Source organism: Gordonia sp. HS-NH1 (assembly GCF_001418765.1).
Taxonomy (GTDB): Bacteria; Actinomycetota; Actinomycetes; order Mycobacteriales; family Mycobacteriaceae; genus Gordonia.
Window position 1 is genome coordinate 355,708 of record NZ_LIYC01000001.1, and the last position, 18,577, is coordinate 374,284.

The window sequence follows — 18,577 nt, forward strand, 5'->3', positions numbered from 1 at the left end:
AAACCCACCCTTTTTCGGTATTTCCACCCACCACATAGGGGGTGGAAATACCGAAAAAGGGTGGGTTTGCGAATGTTTCGGATCAGCGGTGGGTGAAGTTCGGGTCCCGCTTCTCGACGAAGGCGGCCATGCCCTCGGTCTGGTCGTCGGTCGCGAACGTCGAGTAGAACAGCGCGCGCTCGGCGCGGACACCCTCCACCAGGCTCGACTCGAAGGCACGGTTGACCGCGTCCTTGGCGGCCGCGGCGGCGATCAGCGACTTCGAGGCGATGACCTCGGCGACCTCGATCGCGGCGGCGCGGCAGTCCTCCTTGGGCACCACCCGCGAGACCAGGCCCAGACGCTCGGCCTCGTCGACCTTCATCTGCCGGCCGGTGAGCACCATGTCCATCGCCTTGGCCTTGCCGACGGCGCGGGTGAGGCGCTGCGAACCACCGATGCCGGGGATGACGCCGAGGTTGATCTCGGGCTGACCGAAGACGGCGTTGTCGCCGGCGATGATGGTGTCGCACAGCATCGCGAGTTCGCAGCCGCCGCCGAGGGCGTAGCCGGTCACCGCGGCGATGATCGGCGTACGCGCCCGCGACAGCTCATCCCAGGCGCCGAAGAACTGCTCGTTCACCACATCCGCGTAGGACTTCGATGACATCTCCTTGATGTCGGCGCCCGCGGCGAACGCCTTCTCCGAACCGGTGATCACGATGGCGCCGATCCCCTGGTCGACGTCGAACTCCTTGACGGCGCCGACCACTTCGTTCATCAACTCGGTGTTGAGCGCGTTCAGCGCTTTCGGGCGGTTGAGGGTGATGATGCCCACCCGGCCGCTGGTCTCGACGACGATGGTCTGGTGTTCGGTCACGGTGAGTCCTCTTTCGGTTCGATGACGGGCGGGATGTTACGGGCTGACCCCCACCCGGGGAAGGTCTCGGTCAGACGGTCGGGAACGTGAGGTCGCCCGGCAGCGGCGCGAAGAACGCGTCCACGGCGTCCTCGGAGAACGCAGCCCACTTCGGGTTGCGGTCCTTGTCGATGACCTGAGCTCGGATCCCCTCGGCCATGTCAGGATGCAGCAGGCAGCGCACCGAGACGCGGAATTCGCGCACGAGCGAGTCCTCGAGGGTCGCGTCACCGGCCGCCTCGCGCAGCGACCGCAGCGTGACCGCCAGCGCGGTCGGGCTCTTCGCGGCGATCGCTTCGGCGGTCTTGTCGGCGAACGGCGAACCCACCGCGCGGCATCGTTCGATGATCTCCGGGACAGAGTCGGCCGCAAACGCTTCCGCGATCCACTCACGGTGTTCGGCGAGTTCGGAGGCCGGCGCGTCGACGGCGTGCGCGGACAGCGCCGCCTCGACTCCCGACTCGCCGATCGCGGCGAGGAACGCCGGCAGCGACTCCGACGGCACGAAATGATCGGCCAGACCCATCGCGAGGGCATCGGCGCCGCGCAGGTGGCCGGCGGTGAGACCGGCATAGGTTCCGAGTCCGTCCGGAACGCGTGAGAGAAGATGTGTGCCACCGACATCGGGCACGAACCCGATGCCCACCTCGGGCATCGCGAGCTTCGTGCGCTCGGTGACGACGCGGACGTCGCCGTGCGCGGACACCCCGACACCGCCGCCCATCACGATGCCGTCCATGATGGCGACGTACGTCTTGGGATAGCCCGAGATCAGCGCATTCAGCCGGTACTCGTCGAACCAGAACTTCGCCGACGGCGACTGCTCGGCCTCGGTGTCGGTCGACGCCGGATTCCCGCTCAGCGCGGCCGCATCGCGATGGATGGCGACGATGTCACCACCGGCGCAGAGCCCACGCTCGCCGGCTCCCGAGAGCACGACGGCCTCGACCGCGTCATCGGCCGCCCAGGCCTCGAGGTGCTCGGCCATCGAGCCGACCATCTCGTGATCGATCGCGTTGATGGACTTCGGACGGTTCAGGACCAGCGACCGCGCCGACCCGTTCTTCTCCGTCAAGACCGATGGTTCCGACACGGACGAACTCCTCTCCACACCGACAGGCTCCTCAGATGGTTGCATATCCTAGTAACCCGGGTCCAGCCCCAAGTCAGGTTCGGCCACAGTCAGGTTAGGGTTACCTCATGGGCTATTCCAGAGCACGCGTTGCCGACGTCGCCGACCTGACGCCCAATCTGCGTCGCATCGTCTTCGACGTGACCGATCTGCCAGGACTCGGCCTACCGGGCGGCGCCGACGAAGCCGTGGGCATCTACTTCCCACACGAACCCGAGCGTGTCACACCGGATATGGAATGTCGCGACGGCACGTGGGCCTACTACGACATCGAGCCGGCCCCCGATGGCCGGAACTACTCGATCCGTTCGGTCGACCACTCCGCCGGCACGATGGTCGTCGACTTCGTCATCCACGCCGCCGGACCCGCGACGCTGTGGGCGCAGCGCGCCGAAGCAGGGCACGACGTGGTGATGACGCACGCCCGGAGCTGGTACGCACCACCCGCCGGCGTCGAGCGCCTGGTCCTCGCCGCCGACCTCGCCGGACTCCCCGCCCTGGCCCGGATCCTCGACGAACTGCCCTCGACCGACGGGGTCACCGCCGTGGTCGAGGTGCCCGCTCCGACCGAACTGTCGTACCTGCCCGAGCGCGACGTCGAGCTGATCACCCTCGTGGGCGGGAACTCCCGCACACCGAGCCGGCTCGCCGACACCGTCTGCGGCCTCGACCTGCCGACCTCAGGCGCCTACTGCTGGTTCGCCGGCGAGGCCGCGGAGTCGCGCGCGGTGCGCAAGCACCTACGCGGGGACCTTCGCTGGGACCGCCGGTCCTACGACGTCATCGGCTACTGGCGTGTCGACGCCGAACGCTGGACGCGGGCCTACGCCGAACACGGCGCCGAACTGTTCGCCGTCTACCGCGAGGCGCTCGCCGACGGCAAGAGCGAGAAGCAGGCCTCAGAGGAATTCGACGAAGCGCTCGAACGGGCGGGACTGTGAGACCGGACGAGCCGTCCGGCGCGGCTGAGGTATATAGTTAGATAATTGCTTGTAGTTCTCGCCGAAGCTGCCGCCGGTGGCTTACCCATCGCCGGAAGGATCCCGAAGTGGCGCGCCTGTTCACAACCCCGCGACCGACCTCGAATCACACTGCCGCACAGCTACTCCTGCGCGCTGCAATCGGCGGGACGATGATCGCCCACGGGGTCAAACACGCTCGCAGCCTGGCCGGAACCGCCGGATGGTTCGGTTCGATCGGGTTCAAGCAGCCCAAACTGCAGGCCCAGGCCTCGGCCGTCGTCGAGATCGGTTCGGGTGCCGCCGTCGTCGCGGGTGCGGGCACTCCCCTCGCCTCGGCCGCCATCGTCGGCACGATGGCGGTCGCCGCCCGCTCGGTGCACCAGCCCAACGGATTCTTCATCACGTCGGAGGGGTGGGAATACGTCGCCAACCTGTCGGTTGCGGCCATCGCCCTCGCCGCCATCGGTCCGGGACGTTTCAGTGTGGATCGTGCACTCGGCATCGACACCAAACTGACGTCGGGACAAGCGGCTGCGGTGGCGGCCGGAGTCGGGCTGACCGCGGCCGGGGCGCAACTCGCGCTCTTCCACCGGCCTCAGTAGACGACTCCATCCGAGGACGCCGCCGGACGCCCGTCGTCCGCGGCGGCTTCCCGGTACCGCGCGACCTGGCCCATCGCGGGGGCGCGATACATCGCCCACAGCAGCTTCGGGATCCCCTGGACCGGAAGCGGCCTCGGCCACGACCGGGTCCGGATGAGGGCCTCGGTGCCGCCGTCGACGGTGATGACCGCGCCCGCCATGAAGTCGGCCGCGGGCGACAGCATGAGCATCACCCACGCGGCGAGCTGCTCCGGCGTCCCGAACTCGCGCACCGGGACCGGGAAGGATCTCACGCTGTCGGCCTGCGGGCCGTCGAGCTGGGCTTGCAGCAGTGGGGTCATCACCGGTCCGGGTGCGATGACGTTGATCCGGATTCCCTCTCCCGCCCACTCGGGTGCGGTTCCGTGCAGTCGGCACCAGTGGGTCACCGCGATCTTCGACGACGCGTAGGCGACCGGCCCCGTGACACCCCGTCGGCGGCGGATCACGCGGGTGGCCCCCTCGGCGTCACCGTTGACCAGCCTGCGCACCGCACCACCCGGCACCAGCGGCGTGACCGTCGTCGAATTCGAGCCGAAGACAACGACTTTCGCGTTGTCCGCAGCGGCCAGTGCCGGGCGCCACGCAGTCAGCAGCTCCGTGACACCGAGGACGTTGACTTCGACGATCGTCCGCTCGCGCCCCTTGGCCGGGCCCATCCCAGCGGCCAGGACCGCACCGTCGAGCGTGCCGCCCGCCCTGGTCATGACCTCTGCCGCCGCCGTGTGGCGACCCTCCGGCGTCGACAGGTCGGCGACGACATCCGCGTCTTGCCGGTCGACCCCGATGACCGTGTGACCCTCGGCCCGCAGCGACCGCGCCACCGCCGCCCCCATGCCCGACGCCGATCCGGTCACCGCGTATGTCCCGCCCACGGTCACCCCAGCCCCTTCTTGTAGGGGTCGACGCTGTCGGTGGTGCCGTGCCGGTGCTGGGTGCGTTCGTAGGCGTCGTTGAAGGCCCGTAGTTCGTGCAGGAGAGCCTGCGGCGTGCCCGGATCGAGGTCGGCGAAGACCTGCTCGAGCCGTTGGGCGCGCAGCAGCCCGTCCCGCCGGAAGGCCTTGCTACCCTCCTCGGTGGGGCGGATCAGCTTCGACAGTGAGTTCTCGACCTCGAAGCGCTCGACGTAACCGTGTTTGATGGCCGCGTTGACCTGGCGGTTGACGGTCGACTGCTCGAGGCCGAGCTCGGCGGTGAGCTCTCTCAGAGTGCGTGGCCTGCCATCGGAGAGCACCCACAGGATGGCGAAGGCCGATCGTTCCAGTCCGGCGGCCGGATGGACGAGGCTGCGACGCCGTGACATCCGCAGCAACTCTTGCGCCAGATCACGATGCACCGCCGACTGCCACGGCGCATGATCCTCCGACATTCGTCCTCCATCCCTCGACGGACACAATCTACTGTCCGATTTGCATGTGTACGTTACATATGTATGCTGCATACCTCGAAGGAGGTCTCCCATGAGCCGAGTACGAGGTGCCACGCCGGGGCTCACCCGTGACGCCGCCGAAGCCGTCGACAAGGCCCCTGCCGGCGCCGTCGGCAGTGTGGTGGTGCTCTGTTTCGGCGGCCTCGTCGCGTCGCTGATGCAGACGCTCATCATCCCGATCCAGCCGGACCTGCCCCGGCTGCTCGGGACATCGATCGGCAACGCGTCGTGGATCATCACCGCCACCCTGCTCGCCGCGGCCGTCGCCATGCCGATCGCCGGGCGACTGGGCGACATGTTCGGCAAGCAGCGCGTGCTGTTCGTCAGCGCGGTCCTGCTCACGCTCGGGTCGTTGATCTGCGCACTCGGCGACACCCTGGTTCCGCTGATCATCGGCCGCGGCGTACAGGGCCTGGCGATGGGGTTCATCCCCGTCGGCATGAGCCTGATCCGCGAGATCACCCCACCCCGGATCACCTCGATGGCCGTGGCCGCCATGAGCGCGACCCTCGGCGTCGGCGGCGCGATCGGCCTGCCGCTGGCGGCCTGGATCGTGCAGACCTGGGACTGGCACGCCCTGTTCTACGTGGCGACCGGTCTGGGCGTGCTCATCAGCGTGGCGGTTCTCGTGCTGGTACCTCGCGTGAACGACGCGGTGGGCGGGCGCATCGACGTCCCGGGCGCCATCGGCCTGGCCGCTGGACTCTCGGCGTTCCTCATCGCGGTGTCGAAGGCCAACGACTGGGGCTGGACCTCGGGACGCACCCTCGGACTCGGACTGGGCGGCATCGCCGTGCTACTCGTGTGGGGTGTCTTCGAACTCCGCCAACGGGATCCGCTGGTCGATCTGCGGACCACCGCACGCCCCGCGGTCCTGCTGACGAACATCGCCGCCGCGGCCATCGGCTTCGGAATGATGGCGCAGTCCATCGTCCTGCCGATGCTCCTCCGCCTACCGGAGGCCACCGGATACGGTCTGGGACAGTCCCTCCTGGCCGCGGGCCTGTGGATGGCACCGGGCGGTCTGATGATGATGATCTTCGCACCCGTCTCGGGCATCCTCATCAACCGGATCGGCGCCAAGATCACGCTCGCCATCGGCGCCGCAATCCTGGGATGCGGTTACCTGCTCGCGTTCTTCCTCATGGACGCCGCCTGGAAACTGATGCTGGCTTCGATCGTGTGCGCGATCGGCGTGGGTGTCGGCTACGCGGCGATGCCGACCCTGATCATGGGGTCGGTGCCGGCGACCGAGGCCGGTGCGGCCGTGGGACTCAACGGCCTCATGCGTTCGCTCGGTACCACGATCGCATCGGCTGTCATGGCCCTGATCCTGGCCAGTGCCACCATCTCGCTCGGCGGCACCGAGGTACCGGACGAATCGACGTTCACGTGGTGTTTCCTGGTGGCGGCCGCCGCGGCGTTCGTCGGCATGGCCATCACACTCACCATCCCGGCGCGCCGTGGATCGTCGAATGTGCCCGAGGAGCAGCCGCTTCCGGCTCGGCACTGACGGGACCTCGAAGAGGCGCTCTCAGATCCCACTGCGCCGCAGCGTCACCCGGTAGGTGTAGTGCTCCGGCAGGAAGTGGCTGACCGCGAGTTCGACTGCCCGCCCGCGGGAATCGGTGTACAACCGGTCGACCCGCAAGACGGTGTGTCCCACCGGACAACCGAGCCGGTCCGCGGTCGTGGCGTCGGCGGTCGTGGCCGTGATCGATTGCGCGCATTCCTCGATCGGATCGACGAGGTGCGGTTCGAGCAGACCGATCATCGTGTGGTCGCTGATCGCGCCCTGCTCGACCTCGGGTGCGTCGATCACCAGACGTGCCACCGGCTCCGGCCACGACACCGTCGTCACGACGAACGGGACACCGTCGTGAAAGCGCTGGAAAACGATGCGGTACACCACGTCGGTGTCCAGCCGCAACCGGCCCGCGGCCTCGAGATCGACACGGCGCGCGGGCGATTCGAGCACCTGCATCTCGGTGTCGGTGGACAGGTTCATGAGGTCCTCGATCGAACCCAGTTGGCGCAGGTACTGGCCCGCGTTCTCGGTCGCGAACGTCCCGCGACCGGGTACGCGGTACACCGCCCCCTCGGTCACCAGCTCCAGGAAGGCCCGACGGACGGTCTGCCGGCTGAGCGCGTACTCCTGGGACAGTTCGGATTCGGTCGGCAGCCGCACGCCGCCGGCGTACTTGCCCGCGACGATCTGCGATCGCAGTTCGTTTGCCAGCGTCTTGTACGCCGGCTCGGACTGGCCCGCGTCACCCACTCATCCCACCGCCTCCGCTCCGATCGACTCACACGGCGTCGTCCGCCTCAGATCCCCCCGCGCGAGACCAGTTGCGCCGCGATCACATTGCGCTGGATCTCGTTGGTGCCTTCACCGACAATCATCAGCGGCGCGTCGCGGAAGTACCGCTCGACGTCGAACTCCGTCGAGTAACCGTAACCCCCATGGATACGGACGGCGTTCAGGGCGATCTCCATCGCCACCTCCGACGCATAGAGCTTCGCCATGCCCGCTTCCATGTCACAGCGCTCACCCCTGTCGAACTGCTCGGCCGCATGCCACGTCAGCTGACGAGCAGCGGTGAGTTTGGTTGCCATGTCGGCGAGATAATTGCCGATCGACTGATGCTTCCAGATCGGTTGCCCGAAGGACTCGCGCTGCTGCGCGTAGGCCAGTGAGTCCTCCAGCGCCGCCGTCGCGACACCGAGTGCGCGACATGCCACCTGGATACGACCGGTCTCCAGGCCTTTCATCATCTGACCGAAACCCTTGCCGGGGACGTCACCGAGGATCGCCGATTTCGGTGCGCGATACCCGTCGAAGGACAGCTCGCAGCTCTCGACACCCTTGTAGCCCAGCTTGGGCAGGTCGCGCGAGACGGTCAGTCCCGGACCGTGTTCCACCAGCACGATCGAGATGCCCTTGTGTCGCGGGGTCGCCGAGGGATCGGTCTTGCACATCAACGCGATGAGCCCCGAACGTCGGGCGTTGCTGATCCACGTCTTGGAGCCGCTGATGACCAGCTCGTCACCGTCTTCTTTGGCGACCGTCGACATCGCCTGCAGATCCGAGCCGCCGCCCGGCTCCGTGAGCGCCATGGTCGCCCGCATCTCACCGGTGGCCATCCGGGGCAGATAGGTCCGCTTCTGCTCCTCGGTACCGAACAACGTCAGCAGTTTCGCCACGACGGTGTGCCCTCCCATCGCGCCCGCCAGACTCATCCATCCCCGCGCGAGTTCCTGGGTGACGCGTGCGTAGCACGGCATCGACACCGGTGAGCCGCCGAACTCCTCGGGCACGGCGAGCCCGTAGATCCCGATCTGTTTCATCTGCTCGATCCACTTCTCGGGGTAGGTGTTGGCGTGCTCCACCTCCTGCACGGACGGCTTGACCTCCCGGTCGACGAACGACCGGACGGTCTCGACGAGGAAGGACTCTTCGGCGGAGAGGGTGCTCATGAGGGGGTTCACCTGCGATCTGCGTGGGGACTCAATTTGTACGGCCATTTTGTGGCCACTGCGGATCGCTGTCAAGCTTCACAACGGCCACTGAAGTCTGATAGAACCGTGAGGGCATGATTTGGCCGCACATTTGAATCCGACCCCCTGGAGCAACAGTGCAGAGACGACGAGCCGTTCTGGTGGCACCGGCCTCCGACGACCGCAAGGCCCGCAAGGCGCTGGCCTCGATCGCCGACGAGGTGGTCCTCGACCTCGAAGACGCGGTGACCCCGGAGAACAAGAACTCGGCTCGCGCGGCGGCCGCCGACCTGGTCGCCGAGTTCGGCGCCGATCGTGCGATCTCGTTGCGCATCAACGCCATCGACACACAGTGGGCTGCCGCCGACCTCGCCGCGTGCGCCCAGATGCCGAATCTGACCTCGGTGGTGCTGCCGAAGGCCGACTCGCCCGCGGATCTCCGGTCCGCCGACGAACAGCTCGGCCGAGCGCCGGTCCGACTGCAAGCGCTCCTCGAGTCACCTCGCGGCATCCGAGACGCGGGTGCGATCTGCGCGGCGACGAAGCGGCTCGACGCCGTCCTGATCGGTTACGCCGATCTCGCCGCCTCCCTGGGGCGCAGCCCCGGCCTGCCCATGCACACCTGGCACGTCGTCCAGGACTCGGTGCTGCTCGCCGCGCGCGCGGCCGGCGTGGACGTCATCGACGGACCGCACCTGACCATCGCCGATGACGAGGACTTCCGAGGTGCCAAACGCTGGGTCCGCGACCTCGGCTTCGACGGCACCTGGGTGATCCACCCGGCCCAGCTCGCCAGTGCCATCGAGATCTTCACACCCGACGACGCGGCCATCGAGGACGCGCGACGCGTGCTCGACGCGCTCGAGAAGGCGGCCGCCGCGGGAGCGGGCGCTGCCGAGCTCGACGGCCGGATGCTCGACGAGGCGCTGGCCGTCTCCGCGCGACGCGTTCTGGCAAAGAGCGGAATCGATGTCTGAGCCGATCACCGTGGGCGGCCCGCACTTCGACGACCTCGCACACGGGCAGATTTTCGACGACGCCCCGTCGCTCACGCTGACCGACGGCCTCGCCGCGTCACATCAGATGATCCTCGGCGATCGTCTGCGCCTCGCACTCGACGCGCAGTTGTCCACACGAGTGATCGGCGGCGGCACTCTCGCACATCCCGGGCTGGTCACCGACATCGCGATCGGTCAATCCACCTTGGCCACACATCATGTCAAGGCAAACCTCTTCTACCGCGGCCTGCGGTTCCTGAGCCACCCCCGGATCGGCGACACGCTGACGACCGTCACCGAGGTGGTCGGGTTGCGCGAGAACACGCCCAGACCCGGTCGTGCCCCCACCGGTCTGGCCGCGTTGCACATGGTGACGACCGATCAGCACGGCGCCACCGTTCTCGACTTCCACCGCTGCGCGATGCTGCCGTTGTCACCCGATGCCGACCCCGAGCGGACCGTGCACGCGGACGACCTGAGCACCATCGGACCGGGGACCGCCGCGCCGCCGTCCATCCCCGAGTGGGACCTCGAGACCTACCGGACGTCCGTGCGCGGACAGCACTTTTCACCTGAGCTGGCGGGCCGAGTCTTCACCTCCAGTGCCGACGTGGTGTCCAGCGCACCCGAACTCGCCCGGCTCTCACTGAACATCGCGGCCACACACCACGATGAGCGGGTGGCCGGTGCGGCCGCCGGTGGTCGTCTGGTCTACGGCGGGCACACCATCGGACTCGCTCTCTCCCAGGCCAATCGGGCGCTTCCGAATCTGGCTACCGTTCTGGGCTGGGACTCGTGCGACCACACCGGTCCGGTCCACGAGGGCGACACCCTCAGCTCCGAGATCACTGTCGCAGAAGCCACCCCGCTCGCCGCCGGCGGCGGGATCCTGCACCTGCACTCCAAGGTCGTCGCTCACGGTGACGAGGACCGCGACGTCCTCGACTGGCGTTACCGCGTCCTGATGGCCTGACACCCTGTCGCGCACAGCCGTCTCTCCCCGAGGAGTGTCTTCACATGAGCCCGATCCCCCGCCCGCTCGAAGGCCTCCGCATCGTGGAGGTGTCGAGCTTCGTCGCCTCACCGCTGTGCGGCCTGACCCTCGCCCAGCTGGGCGCAGAGGTGATCCGCGTCGACCCGGTCGGCGGCGCCGCCGACGTCCACCGGTGGCCGGTCACCGGCGAGGGCACCTCGATCTATTGGACCGGGCTCAATCGCGGCAAGAAGTCCGTCACCGTCGACTTCCGTGATCCCCAGGGCCAGAATGCCATCCAGGACCTCGTCACCGACAGCGGACCGGGCGGCGGAATCCTCGTCACCAATGCGGGCGGGCGGTCGTGGATGAGCCACGAGACGCTGTCCGCCCGACGCTCCGACGTCATCACACTGGAGCTGCTCGGCCGCACCGACGGCACTCCGGGCGTCGACTACACGGTCAACGCGGGGCTGGGATTCCCGGCGATCACCGGACCCACCGATTACGCCGGCGTCGTCAACCACGCATTGCCGGCATGGGACATCGCGTGCGGTCTCTATGCCGCATTGGCTATCACGGCCGCCGTCCGGCGCCGGGACCAGACCGGTGCCGGGGCACAGATCACCTTGCCGCTCGAGGACACCGCCCTCGCCATCGCCGGGACGCTCGGATACCTCACCGAGCCCCAGCTGGGTGGCGGCAGCCGACCGGCCACCGGGAACGACGTCTACGGCACGTACGGCACCGATTTCGTGGCCGCCGACGGTGGTCGGTTCATGCTCGTCGCCCTCACACCCCGTCACTTCCGCGGCCTCGTCGAGATGACCGGCACCGGTGACGCGGTCGCGGCCGTCGAACGGGCACTCGACGCGGACTTCGGCAGAGAGGACGACCGGTTCCTCCATCGCGGTGTGCTCACACCGCTGTTCGCCGCGTGGTTCGCGCGGCACACCACCGCCGAGGTCGAGGCCGAGCTGGCCAACTCGTCCGTCCTCTGGGAGCGGTACCGCACCTTCGGCGAGGTCGTCGAATCAGGTGTTCTGCACCGTAATCCGCTGTTCGCCGAGCTGGACCAGCCTGGGATCGGCACCTACCTGGCAGCGGGCCTGCCCGCAAGGTTCGACGGTGAGCACCTCTTCTCCGGGCCGGCCCCCGATCTGGGTTCGTCGACCGGGTTCTGACCCTTCGAGACGCTCGCAAGCTCGCTCCTCAGGGAGCAGAGCAACACCCGCCCGCCCCCCGCTCCTCAGAGAGCAGCCCATATCACCTGTGCGCCAAGTGGTCCGGTCGTGGTGGCGTCCCACCGTACGGTTCCTGCAGCGCGTTCGACTTCGCGTTGAAGACCACGAACAGGTTGCTGCGCGGGTAGGGCGTGATGTTCCCGCCGGACGCGTGCAGGCAATTGGAGTCGAAGTAGAGCGCGGACCCGGCCGGTCCGGTGATCGTGTCGATGCCGAGCTCGTCGGCGAGGCTCGCGACGTCCTCTTCCTCCGGCGTCCCGACGGGCGGCCGGTACGAGGTGAGCGATTCACGATGGTAGTCACCGGGTGTCGAGCCCACACAGCTGACGAACCGGCGGTGGGAACCGGGAATGATCATCAGTGGACCGTTGGTCGAGTAGTTCGGGGTCAGTGCCAGCGATACGCTCAGTGCGCGCGGCGCGGGCATGCCGTCCTCGGCGTGCCATGTCTCGAAGTCCGAGTGCCAGTAGAACGGTCCGCCGGCGAAACCCGGCTTCAAGTTGATCCGGCTCTGATGGATCGTCACGTCGTCGTCGAGGATCTGCCGGGCAACCCCGACAATGGCTTCTCGCGAACAGATCTCGGCGATGACGTCGCTGAGCCGATGCACCGCGAAGAGCGATCGGACGTCACCGTTGGACGATTCGCGGATCACCCGCTCGTCGTCGCCCAGTCGCTCGGTGATCGACTCCACCTCGCGGAGACAGGCAGCGATGTCGGCGTCGGCGAGAATGTTTGCCTCCGTGTGGTATCCACGGTCGGCGTAGCGTCGGAGCTCGGGCGCCGACAGGGGCCCGGGATTGCCCATGCTGCCCCACACCGTGTTGTGCGGGCGCGGCTCGATCTGACTCCGCCGGGCGAGCCGGGTGCGGTAGACGTCGACACTCGTGTTCGCGGAATGCCCGGCCTCTGGAGTTCGTGTTGCTGTGTGAGTTCCCACGATCTGTTCGATCCTTTCCCTCATCCGGCGGGCCGCTCTCGAAGCAGAATGTGCCTCGGCGGCAGGCAAGGTGATTGTGTTGTGCGATCGTCGGACGACTACGCGTCGCGATCTCGTACGGCGTCGGCGGCGCGATCGGTCTTCACGCATGCCGGGTTCGTCCGTATATCTGCACCCTGCCAGCAACAACGATGCCCCGCAACCATGCTGGTATGCGGGGCGGACACCGTCGTCGACTCAGCCGCGCCGGGCGTACTCCAGGATCACCTCGACGGCCCGGGCGGCACTCTGGCACGCACCCTCCATCGTCGTGGTCCAGTCGGTACGGGTCCAGTCTCCGGCGAGCGCGAGTCCGCCGACCTCGGTGCGCTGGTCTGGGCGCAGGCCCGCGGTTCCGGGTCGTTGTGCGAAAGTCGATTTCGGCATCCGGACCACGTGGCTGTGGACGACCTCGGCGTCGGCCGCCTGCGGAAAGTACCGACGCAACATGTCCATCTGGATCTCGGTGATCTCGGCGTTCGTCTTCGAGATCAGGTCATACGACGCCGACACCGTCGTCGAATAGAAGTGATTGTCGCGCGGTTCGCGCCCGTGCATGCGCTGGCGGTCCCACACCTGTTCCAGCACACCCTCACCGCCGTACAGGATCTCGCCCCAGTCGGCCATCCCGATCGAGCGGTCGAGATAGAGGTTCACACTCACGATGGGCACCGGGGTCAGGTTCTCGACGGCGCGGTAGATCCGGTCGTGTCCCGGGACCTGATCGAGGAGTCCCTTCACATTCCACACCGGCACCGCGCAGATGACGGCGTCGGCGGCGACCTTCTCGCCGCCGGCGAGGGTCACACCGGTCACGGTCCCGTCGGTCACGTCTATCGACGACACCACCGCGCGGTGGCGGACCTCCACACCGGCATCGGCGAAGCGCTTCTCGGCACCGTGGATGAACAAGGTGTCGAGGTCGACGGTGGGGTAACCGATGGAGATCGGCGTCCGCGTCTCCCGCGCCCGCCGGGCCCCCGTCACCAGCAGATCCGCCGGGACCTTGGCCGAGGAGATGTCCGGCTTGTCACCGGTCAGGCCGATGACGATGCCGTCCCACAGCGCATCCCGTGCCGACTGCGGCATCCCGATACGGCGGAACCACTCGTCGGCGGTGACGTCGTCGAGCCAGTCGGGCTGCCGAAAAGCCTGGCGTATCAGCGTGATCTGGGCACGCACGGTCCGCAACCGGTCGAGACCGGTCACTCCCGGCAGATCGCCGAGCGCCGCCCGGAGCCCGGACAGGCCCGCAAAGCCCGACCTGCGGGTCGCTCCGCCGGGCATCCGGACGGTCATGTGTCCCGGAAAGGCGACATGCTCGCGAGTGCCGACGCTGTCCAGGTAACGCATGAGGTGCTCGTATCCGCTGGCGAACACATGCTGGCCGTTGTCGGGGACATCGTCGACGACGTGCAGCGGCATCGAGATGGTGCGACCACCGAGAGAACCGCGTCGTTCGAGGACGGTGACGCGTTGACCTGCTTCGGCGAGCCACACCGCCGACGCAAGACCGGCGAGTCCCCCGCCCACGACCACGCAATGCATGCGCCACAAATTAGCGGTCAGTGCTGACCGGTACCGGGAATGCGCTGTTTCCCATCTCCTCCGACGACGGCCGGGCGCTCACCCGGTCATCTTGACGTCCTTGGCGGCGCCGAGGACGGACAGGGCCTGCGGCACCAGGACGAGGCCGAGGACCGCCATCGCCAGGGTCCACGAGCCGGTGACGTCATGGATCGCGCCGATGACGATCGGACCGGCCGCCGCCGCCAGATAGCCGACGGACTGCGCCATCCCGGACACCTGGCCCGTCTGCTCGGACCCCGAGCTGCGCAACACCATGAAGAGGAGGGCCAGGCTGATCGACGAGCCCGGCCCGACCATCACGCAGGCCGCCCAGAACCCCGGCCACACGTCGGTGCTCAGCAGACCCACGAAACCGACGGCGCAGACGGTGATCACCGACAGGGTCACGGCACGCTGATCGGCGAAGCGACCGGCGACGATCGGCGCGAGCAGCGACATGATCAGGGCGACCACCTGCGCCGACGCCAGCACGGCGCCCGCCCGCAGCGGCGACATCCCGGTCTCGACGAGGTACTGCGGCAACCAGGCCACGAACGTGTAGAAGATCAACGACTGCGTTCCCATGAACACCGTGATCGCCCACGCGATCGGGTTCTTCAGCAACGACGTCGCCTGCCCGGCCGAGGTCACCCGATGAACCATCGGCAGCTGCGGAATCCAGACGACCACGGCGACCAGGGCGAGGAGCGCCCACGTCGCGAGAGCGAGGCGCCAGTTCCCGCCCAGCGCGTCGTTGATGGGAACACTCACCCCGGACGCCACCGCGGCCCCGCCGGACAGCGTCATCGAGTAGAGGCCCGTCATCAGCCCGGAGCGATGGGCGAAGTCTCGCTTGATCAACGCCGGCAGCACGACGTTGCAGGTCCCGATGGCTGCTCCGATGACGGCCGAGCCGGCGAAGAGGGCCGCCGCGGACGGGATCAGGCGCACGAGGATGCCGACGATCAGCACGAGCAACGCGCCGAAGATGACCCGCTCGATGCCGAAGCGGTTGGCGAGGCGCGGCGCGACCGGCGCGGAGATCCCGAAGAAGAGCACCGGCAGCGCCGTGAGCAGACCGGCGACCGCACTGCTGAATCCGGCGTCGTCGGAGATCGTGCCGATGAGGGGCCCGACGGCCACGACGGCCGGACGCAGATTGGCGGCGACGAGCATCACCCCGACCGCGGTGACGATCACCCCGACGCCGGTCTTCTCGTGGGCGGACAGGGCCTGTCCGCTCACTCGGGCACCTCGGTGAAGTCGACGTAGGCGTACACGGCCGCGCGCGCCGCACCGGCGTCGCCGCGCTCGATGGCGTCGACGGCGTCGCGATGGCCACGCGGGTGCGTCTGTTCGGCCAGCGGACCTCGCACCACCGACGGGTGCGTTCGGGCGATCACCTCGGCGATTCCGTCATACATCTCGATGAGCAGCGCGTTGCGCGAGGCGACGACGATCTCGGCGTGAAAGGCGATGTCCGCCTCGGTGTATCGATCGAGGTCGCCGTCGGCCAGCGCAGCCTCGGTGCGCGCCAGCAGCATGCGCAGCCGTTCCACGTCGGCTGCGTCGGCCCGACCGGCCGCACCGGCCGCCGCCTCGCTCTCGAGCGCGCGACGCACTTCGAGCAGATCCCGGAGCTCCGACGGCGCAGAGCGTCGGGCGATGGCACCGGCGAGCGGGCTCCGACCACGCACATAGGTTCCGTCGCCGCGCCGCGGCTCCAGCATGCCGGCGTGTTCGAGCGCCCGGGCGGCCTCCCGAATCGTGTTCCGGCCCACGCCGAACTGCGCCACGAGTTCGGGCTCGGCAGGAATCCGCTCGCCGAGCGGCCACGTGCCGTCGGTGATCAGCTCCTGCATCCGTTGCACGACGAGCTCGCTGGTCCTGCGCGGTGGGGTGATCTGTCCGGCCACCGAAACAACCTAACATCCCATGTTTGACCCCGTCCGACTGTGGCGTCCTGGCCCCCTGCGACCGCGGCGTCAGCGGCCAGACGCGCGGGCACCGGGATCGGTGGCCCGACCGGAACTCTCAGCGGAACAGCAGTCGCAGACCGCCGGATCGCGGCCCTCGCCACCGATCGCGGGGACGCAGCACGCGTCGCCTCGCCACGCGTTGATCCCCTCCCGGACCGCTATCACCGAGATGACCAGCGCAGCAACCGGATCTGCCCACGACCAGCCGAGCAATCCGTTGAGGGCCAACCCGACCAGCAGCACCGCCGACAGATAGGTGCAGAGCAGCGTCTGCTTGGAGTCGGCGACAGCGCTCAGCGAGCCGAGCTCGCGGCCGGTTCGACGTTCGGCCCACGACAGCAGCGGCATGACGAGCAGACTCACCACGGCCAGCGCGATACCGATCGACGAGTGCCGCGCCTCGTCGCCGAGACCGACCAGCGAACGGACCGAGTCGACGCCGACGTATGCCGCCAGGGCGAAGAACGAGATCGCGATGATCCGCAGCGCCATTTTCTCCCGCCGCTCCGGGTCGGAACCGGCGAACTGCCACGCAACCGCAGCCGCGGAGGACACCTCGATGACGGAGTCCAGACCGAACCCGATCAGGGCACCCGAGGAGACACGCATCCCCTCGCCGATCGCGATCACGGCCTCGATCACGTTGTAGGCGATGGTCGCCGCGACGAACCAGCGAATACGGCGCTGCAACAACGTCCGTCGCGCGGCGCCCGGGCCGGGCCGCCGCACCGACAGGGAGCCCGGTTCGGCGGCCATCAGCAGCAGCCTTCCTCGCCTGATGCGGGACAGCATGCCGGATCGACCGCCAGGACCAACCCGAGAAGATCATCCAATGCATGCCCGATCTTGCTGTCCGCCAGCTCGTATCGGGTTCGACGACCCTCCGGCACTGCGACGACGAGGCCACATCCGCGCAAGCAGGCCAGGTGATTGGACAACACCTGACGCGAGACCCCGATGGTGTCCGCGAGTTCGGACGGGAAGGCCCCACCCGAGCGCAGCCGGAGCAGCACCTGGGTACGCGTGGAGTCCGACAACGCGTACCCGAACCTCGTCAATGCGTCACGCTGAGCCACCGCCGCCGATTCCATGGGACATGACAGTACAGAATTTCCTGTATTCAGGAAACCCTGTACCGCAGTCGCGATCTCGGCGGCGTCTGCCCAACCCACGGCAGATGCCCACGGTTGATCAGAAATGGTTGGTTACCCTAACCTAACGACCATGCAACCGAAGCGGTATCTCGCCGTCCCGTTCATGCTCATCGCCGTAATCGTGTTCGCCCTGGGATGTTCGTCCGGGGACGACGGGAACTCCGGCACGGACTCCGCGGAGGCCACGGCGACGACCACCGTCGACCACCAGTACGGATCGACAGTGATCGACGGCGTCCCGAAGCGGGTGGTCACCCTCACCGGTGCGACCGCCTGGACCGACTCGTTGATCAAGCTCGACGTCCCGATCACCGCCGAGTTCGTCTCCGCCGGATACTCGGGTCCGGACAACCGGTTCGCATGGACCCCGCCGCACGAGTCCACCGTCATCCCGGTCGATGTCGGCGCCTCGCCGGGCGTCGCCGAGGTCGCGAAATTCGAGCCGGATCTGATCCTCGCGGGATACCTGCCCGATCGAGCGGCGTACGACGTCCTCGCGAAGGTGGCGCCGACAATCCCGGTGATGAGCACCGAGACCGTCAACGACACCTGGCAGCAGGTGTTGAGCACCGCGGGCAAGATCTTCGACAAGGAGGACCAGGCGTCGCAGGCGCAGACGGAGGTCGAGGAGAAGATCGACGCGATCAAGAAGAAATACCCTGCGGCACAGGACAAGACGGCAACCTTCGGTCAGCTGACACCCGAGCGGCAGTTCGGTGTGGTCACCTCCGACAACGATCCCTCCGCCAAGCTGCTCGCGGAGGTCGGCCTGCGGTTGGACCCCGCCGTCACCGGGCTGTCGGACAACGGTCAGCGCGTCGTCGTATCGAGTGAACGAGTGGATCTGCTCGGCTCTGATCTGCTGATCTTCTGGCCGCTGGTCGGCGGACCCGAGGTCTTCGGGACCATCCCGGGATGGGACTCGTTGCCCGCGGTCCGATCCGGCGCGACGGTGTTCCTGACCAACGACACCGCCTCGGCATTCGGGACGCCGACGGTCTACTCGGTTCCGTGGGCTGTCGACGCCCTCGAGCCCGCATTGGCCAAGATCGCCGCGTGAGCGTCGCTCTGCAGACGGGGCCCGGGGTCCGTGGCCCACAGGTCAAGTCGCCCCATGCCGG

At 67.9% G+C, this 18,577-nt stretch carries 19 protein-coding genes; 7 read left to right on the forward strand and 12 right to left on the reverse strand.

The features are described 5' to 3' along the window. Positions 1-82: 82 nt before the first annotated feature. Together AMD30_RS01495 and AMD30_RS01500 are read right to left on the reverse strand one after the other, a co-directional pair. Positions 83-859 carry an enoyl-CoA hydratase gene (locus tag AMD30_RS01495; RefSeq protein ID WP_014928151.1) on the reverse strand — a complete coding sequence of 259 codons (777 nt, stop codon included), beginning with the start codon at positions 857-859 and terminating at the stop codon, positions 83-85. 70 nt (positions 860-929) lie between these two features. Next, on the reverse strand, positions 930-2,036 hold the full coding sequence (locus tag AMD30_RS01500) for an enoyl-CoA hydratase/isomerase family protein (RefSeq protein ID WP_055474478.1): 1,107 nt from the start codon (positions 2,034-2,036) through the stop codon (positions 930-932). Positions 2,037-2,098: 62 nt separating this feature from the next. On the opposite strand from AMD30_RS01500, the gene AMD30_RS01505 reads away from it, so the two are divergent. Both AMD30_RS01505 and AMD30_RS01510 read left to right on the forward strand, forming a co-directional pair. Next, the gene (locus tag AMD30_RS01505) at positions 2,099-2,971 is read left to right on the forward strand and encodes a siderophore-interacting protein (RefSeq protein ID WP_055474479.1); all 873 of its coding nucleotides are present in this window, start codon (positions 2,099-2,101) and stop codon (positions 2,969-2,971) included. 107 nt (positions 2,972-3,078) lie between these two features. Then, positions 3,079-3,594 (forward strand): DoxX family protein, encoded by a 516-nt coding sequence (locus tag AMD30_RS01510; RefSeq protein ID WP_010842731.1) that lies wholly within the window; start codon positions 3,079-3,081, stop codon positions 3,592-3,594. Here AMD30_RS01510 and AMD30_RS01515 read toward each other — a convergent pair. Both AMD30_RS01515 and AMD30_RS01520 read right to left on the reverse strand, forming a co-directional pair. Beyond that, positions 3,588-4,514 carry an SDR family oxidoreductase gene (locus AMD30_RS01515; RefSeq protein ID WP_055474480.1) on the reverse strand — a complete coding sequence of 309 codons (927 nt, stop codon included), beginning with the start codon at positions 4,512-4,514 and terminating at the stop codon, positions 3,588-3,590. The two genes, AMD30_RS01510 and AMD30_RS01515, sit on opposite strands and share 7 nt — an antisense overlap. Further along, positions 4,511-5,002 carry a MarR family winged helix-turn-helix transcriptional regulator gene (locus AMD30_RS01520; protein WP_010842729.1) on the reverse strand — a complete coding sequence of 164 codons (492 nt, stop codon included), beginning with the start codon at positions 5,000-5,002 and terminating at the stop codon, positions 4,511-4,513. Before AMD30_RS01520 ends, AMD30_RS01515 begins: the two co-directional genes overlap by 4 nt. Before the next feature lie 91 nt (positions 5,003-5,093). Between AMD30_RS01520 and AMD30_RS01525 the strand changes: the two genes are divergently transcribed. Continuing rightward, positions 5,094-6,575, forward strand: a complete 1,482-nt coding sequence (locus AMD30_RS01525; RefSeq protein ID WP_010842728.1) for an MFS transporter — start codon at positions 5,094-5,096, stop codon at positions 6,573-6,575. Between the two features lie 21 nt (positions 6,576-6,596). On the opposite strand, the gene AMD30_RS01530 is transcribed toward AMD30_RS01525, so the two are convergent. Together AMD30_RS01530 and AMD30_RS01535 are read right to left on the reverse strand one after the other, a co-directional pair. Then, a complete protein-coding gene (locus AMD30_RS01530; RefSeq protein WP_010842727.1) occupies positions 6,597-7,340 on the reverse strand; it encodes a GntR family transcriptional regulator in 744 nt (247 codons plus the stop codon). 47 nt (positions 7,341-7,387) lie between these two features. Beyond that, positions 7,388-8,539 (reverse strand): acyl-CoA dehydrogenase family protein, encoded by a 1,152-nt coding sequence (locus AMD30_RS01535; protein WP_055474481.1) that lies wholly within the window; start codon positions 8,537-8,539, stop codon positions 7,388-7,390. 182 nt (positions 8,540-8,721) lie between these two features. On the opposite strand from AMD30_RS01535, the gene AMD30_RS01540 reads away from it, so the two are divergent. From AMD30_RS01540 to AMD30_RS01550, 3 genes are read left to right on the forward strand one after another with little or no spacing between them, the layout of a single operon-like run. Next, positions 8,722-9,537 (forward strand): HpcH/HpaI aldolase/citrate lyase family protein, encoded by an 816-nt coding sequence (locus AMD30_RS01540; RefSeq protein WP_055474482.1) that lies wholly within the window; start codon positions 8,722-8,724, stop codon positions 9,535-9,537. Then, positions 9,530-10,531 (forward strand): MaoC family dehydratase, encoded by a 1,002-nt coding sequence (locus AMD30_RS01545; RefSeq protein ID WP_055474483.1) that lies wholly within the window; start codon positions 9,530-9,532, stop codon positions 10,529-10,531. The genes AMD30_RS01540 and AMD30_RS01545 overlap by 8 nt, the downstream gene beginning before the upstream one ends. Before the next feature lie 44 nt (positions 10,532-10,575). After that, complete coding sequence (locus tag AMD30_RS01550) at positions 10,576-11,715, forward strand: CoA transferase (RefSeq protein WP_055474484.1); 1,140 nt, start codon at positions 10,576-10,578, stop codon at positions 11,713-11,715. An 82-nt stretch (positions 11,716-11,797) separates the two neighbouring features. On the opposite strand, the gene thpD is transcribed toward AMD30_RS01550, so the two are convergent. From thpD to AMD30_RS01580, 6 genes are all read right to left on the reverse strand, one after another. After that, positions 11,798-12,715: an ectoine hydroxylase gene (thpD, locus tag AMD30_RS01555; RefSeq protein WP_055474485.1), complete on the reverse strand. Its 918-nt coding sequence runs from the start codon at positions 12,713-12,715 to the stop codon at positions 11,798-11,800. Between the two features lie 237 nt (positions 12,716-12,952). Then, positions 12,953-14,302 carry a hydroxysqualene dehydroxylase HpnE gene (gene hpnE, locus AMD30_RS01560; protein ID WP_055474486.1) on the reverse strand — a complete coding sequence of 450 codons (1,350 nt, stop codon included), beginning with the start codon at positions 14,300-14,302 and terminating at the stop codon, positions 12,953-12,955. A gap of 78 nt (positions 14,303-14,380) precedes the next feature. After that, complete coding sequence (locus tag AMD30_RS01565; protein ID WP_010842720.1) at positions 14,381-15,568, reverse strand: CynX/NimT family MFS transporter; 1,188 nt, start codon at positions 15,566-15,568, stop codon at positions 14,381-14,383. Beyond that, the gene (locus tag AMD30_RS01570) at positions 15,565-16,239 is read right to left on the reverse strand and encodes a FadR/GntR family transcriptional regulator (RefSeq protein WP_084817175.1); all 675 of its coding nucleotides are present in this window, start codon (positions 16,237-16,239) and stop codon (positions 15,565-15,567) included. The genes AMD30_RS01565 and AMD30_RS01570 overlap by 4 nt, the downstream gene beginning before the upstream one ends. A gap of 69 nt (positions 16,240-16,308) precedes the next feature. After that, on the reverse strand, positions 16,309-17,058 hold the full coding sequence (locus AMD30_RS01575; RefSeq protein WP_055474487.1) for a cation transporter: 750 nt from the start codon (positions 17,056-17,058) through the stop codon (positions 16,309-16,311). Further along, a complete protein-coding gene (locus AMD30_RS01580) occupies positions 17,058-17,393 on the reverse strand; it encodes an ArsR/SmtB family transcription factor (RefSeq protein WP_014928166.1) in 336 nt (111 codons plus the stop codon). Before AMD30_RS01580 ends, AMD30_RS01575 begins: the two co-directional genes overlap by 1 nt. A 133-nt stretch (positions 17,394-17,526) precedes the next feature. Between AMD30_RS01580 and AMD30_RS01585 the strand changes: the two genes are divergently transcribed. Continuing rightward, complete coding sequence (locus tag AMD30_RS01585; RefSeq protein WP_055474488.1) at positions 17,527-18,516, forward strand: ABC transporter substrate-binding protein; 990 nt, start codon at positions 17,527-17,529, stop codon at positions 18,514-18,516. Positions 18,517-18,577: the final 61 nt, after the last annotated feature.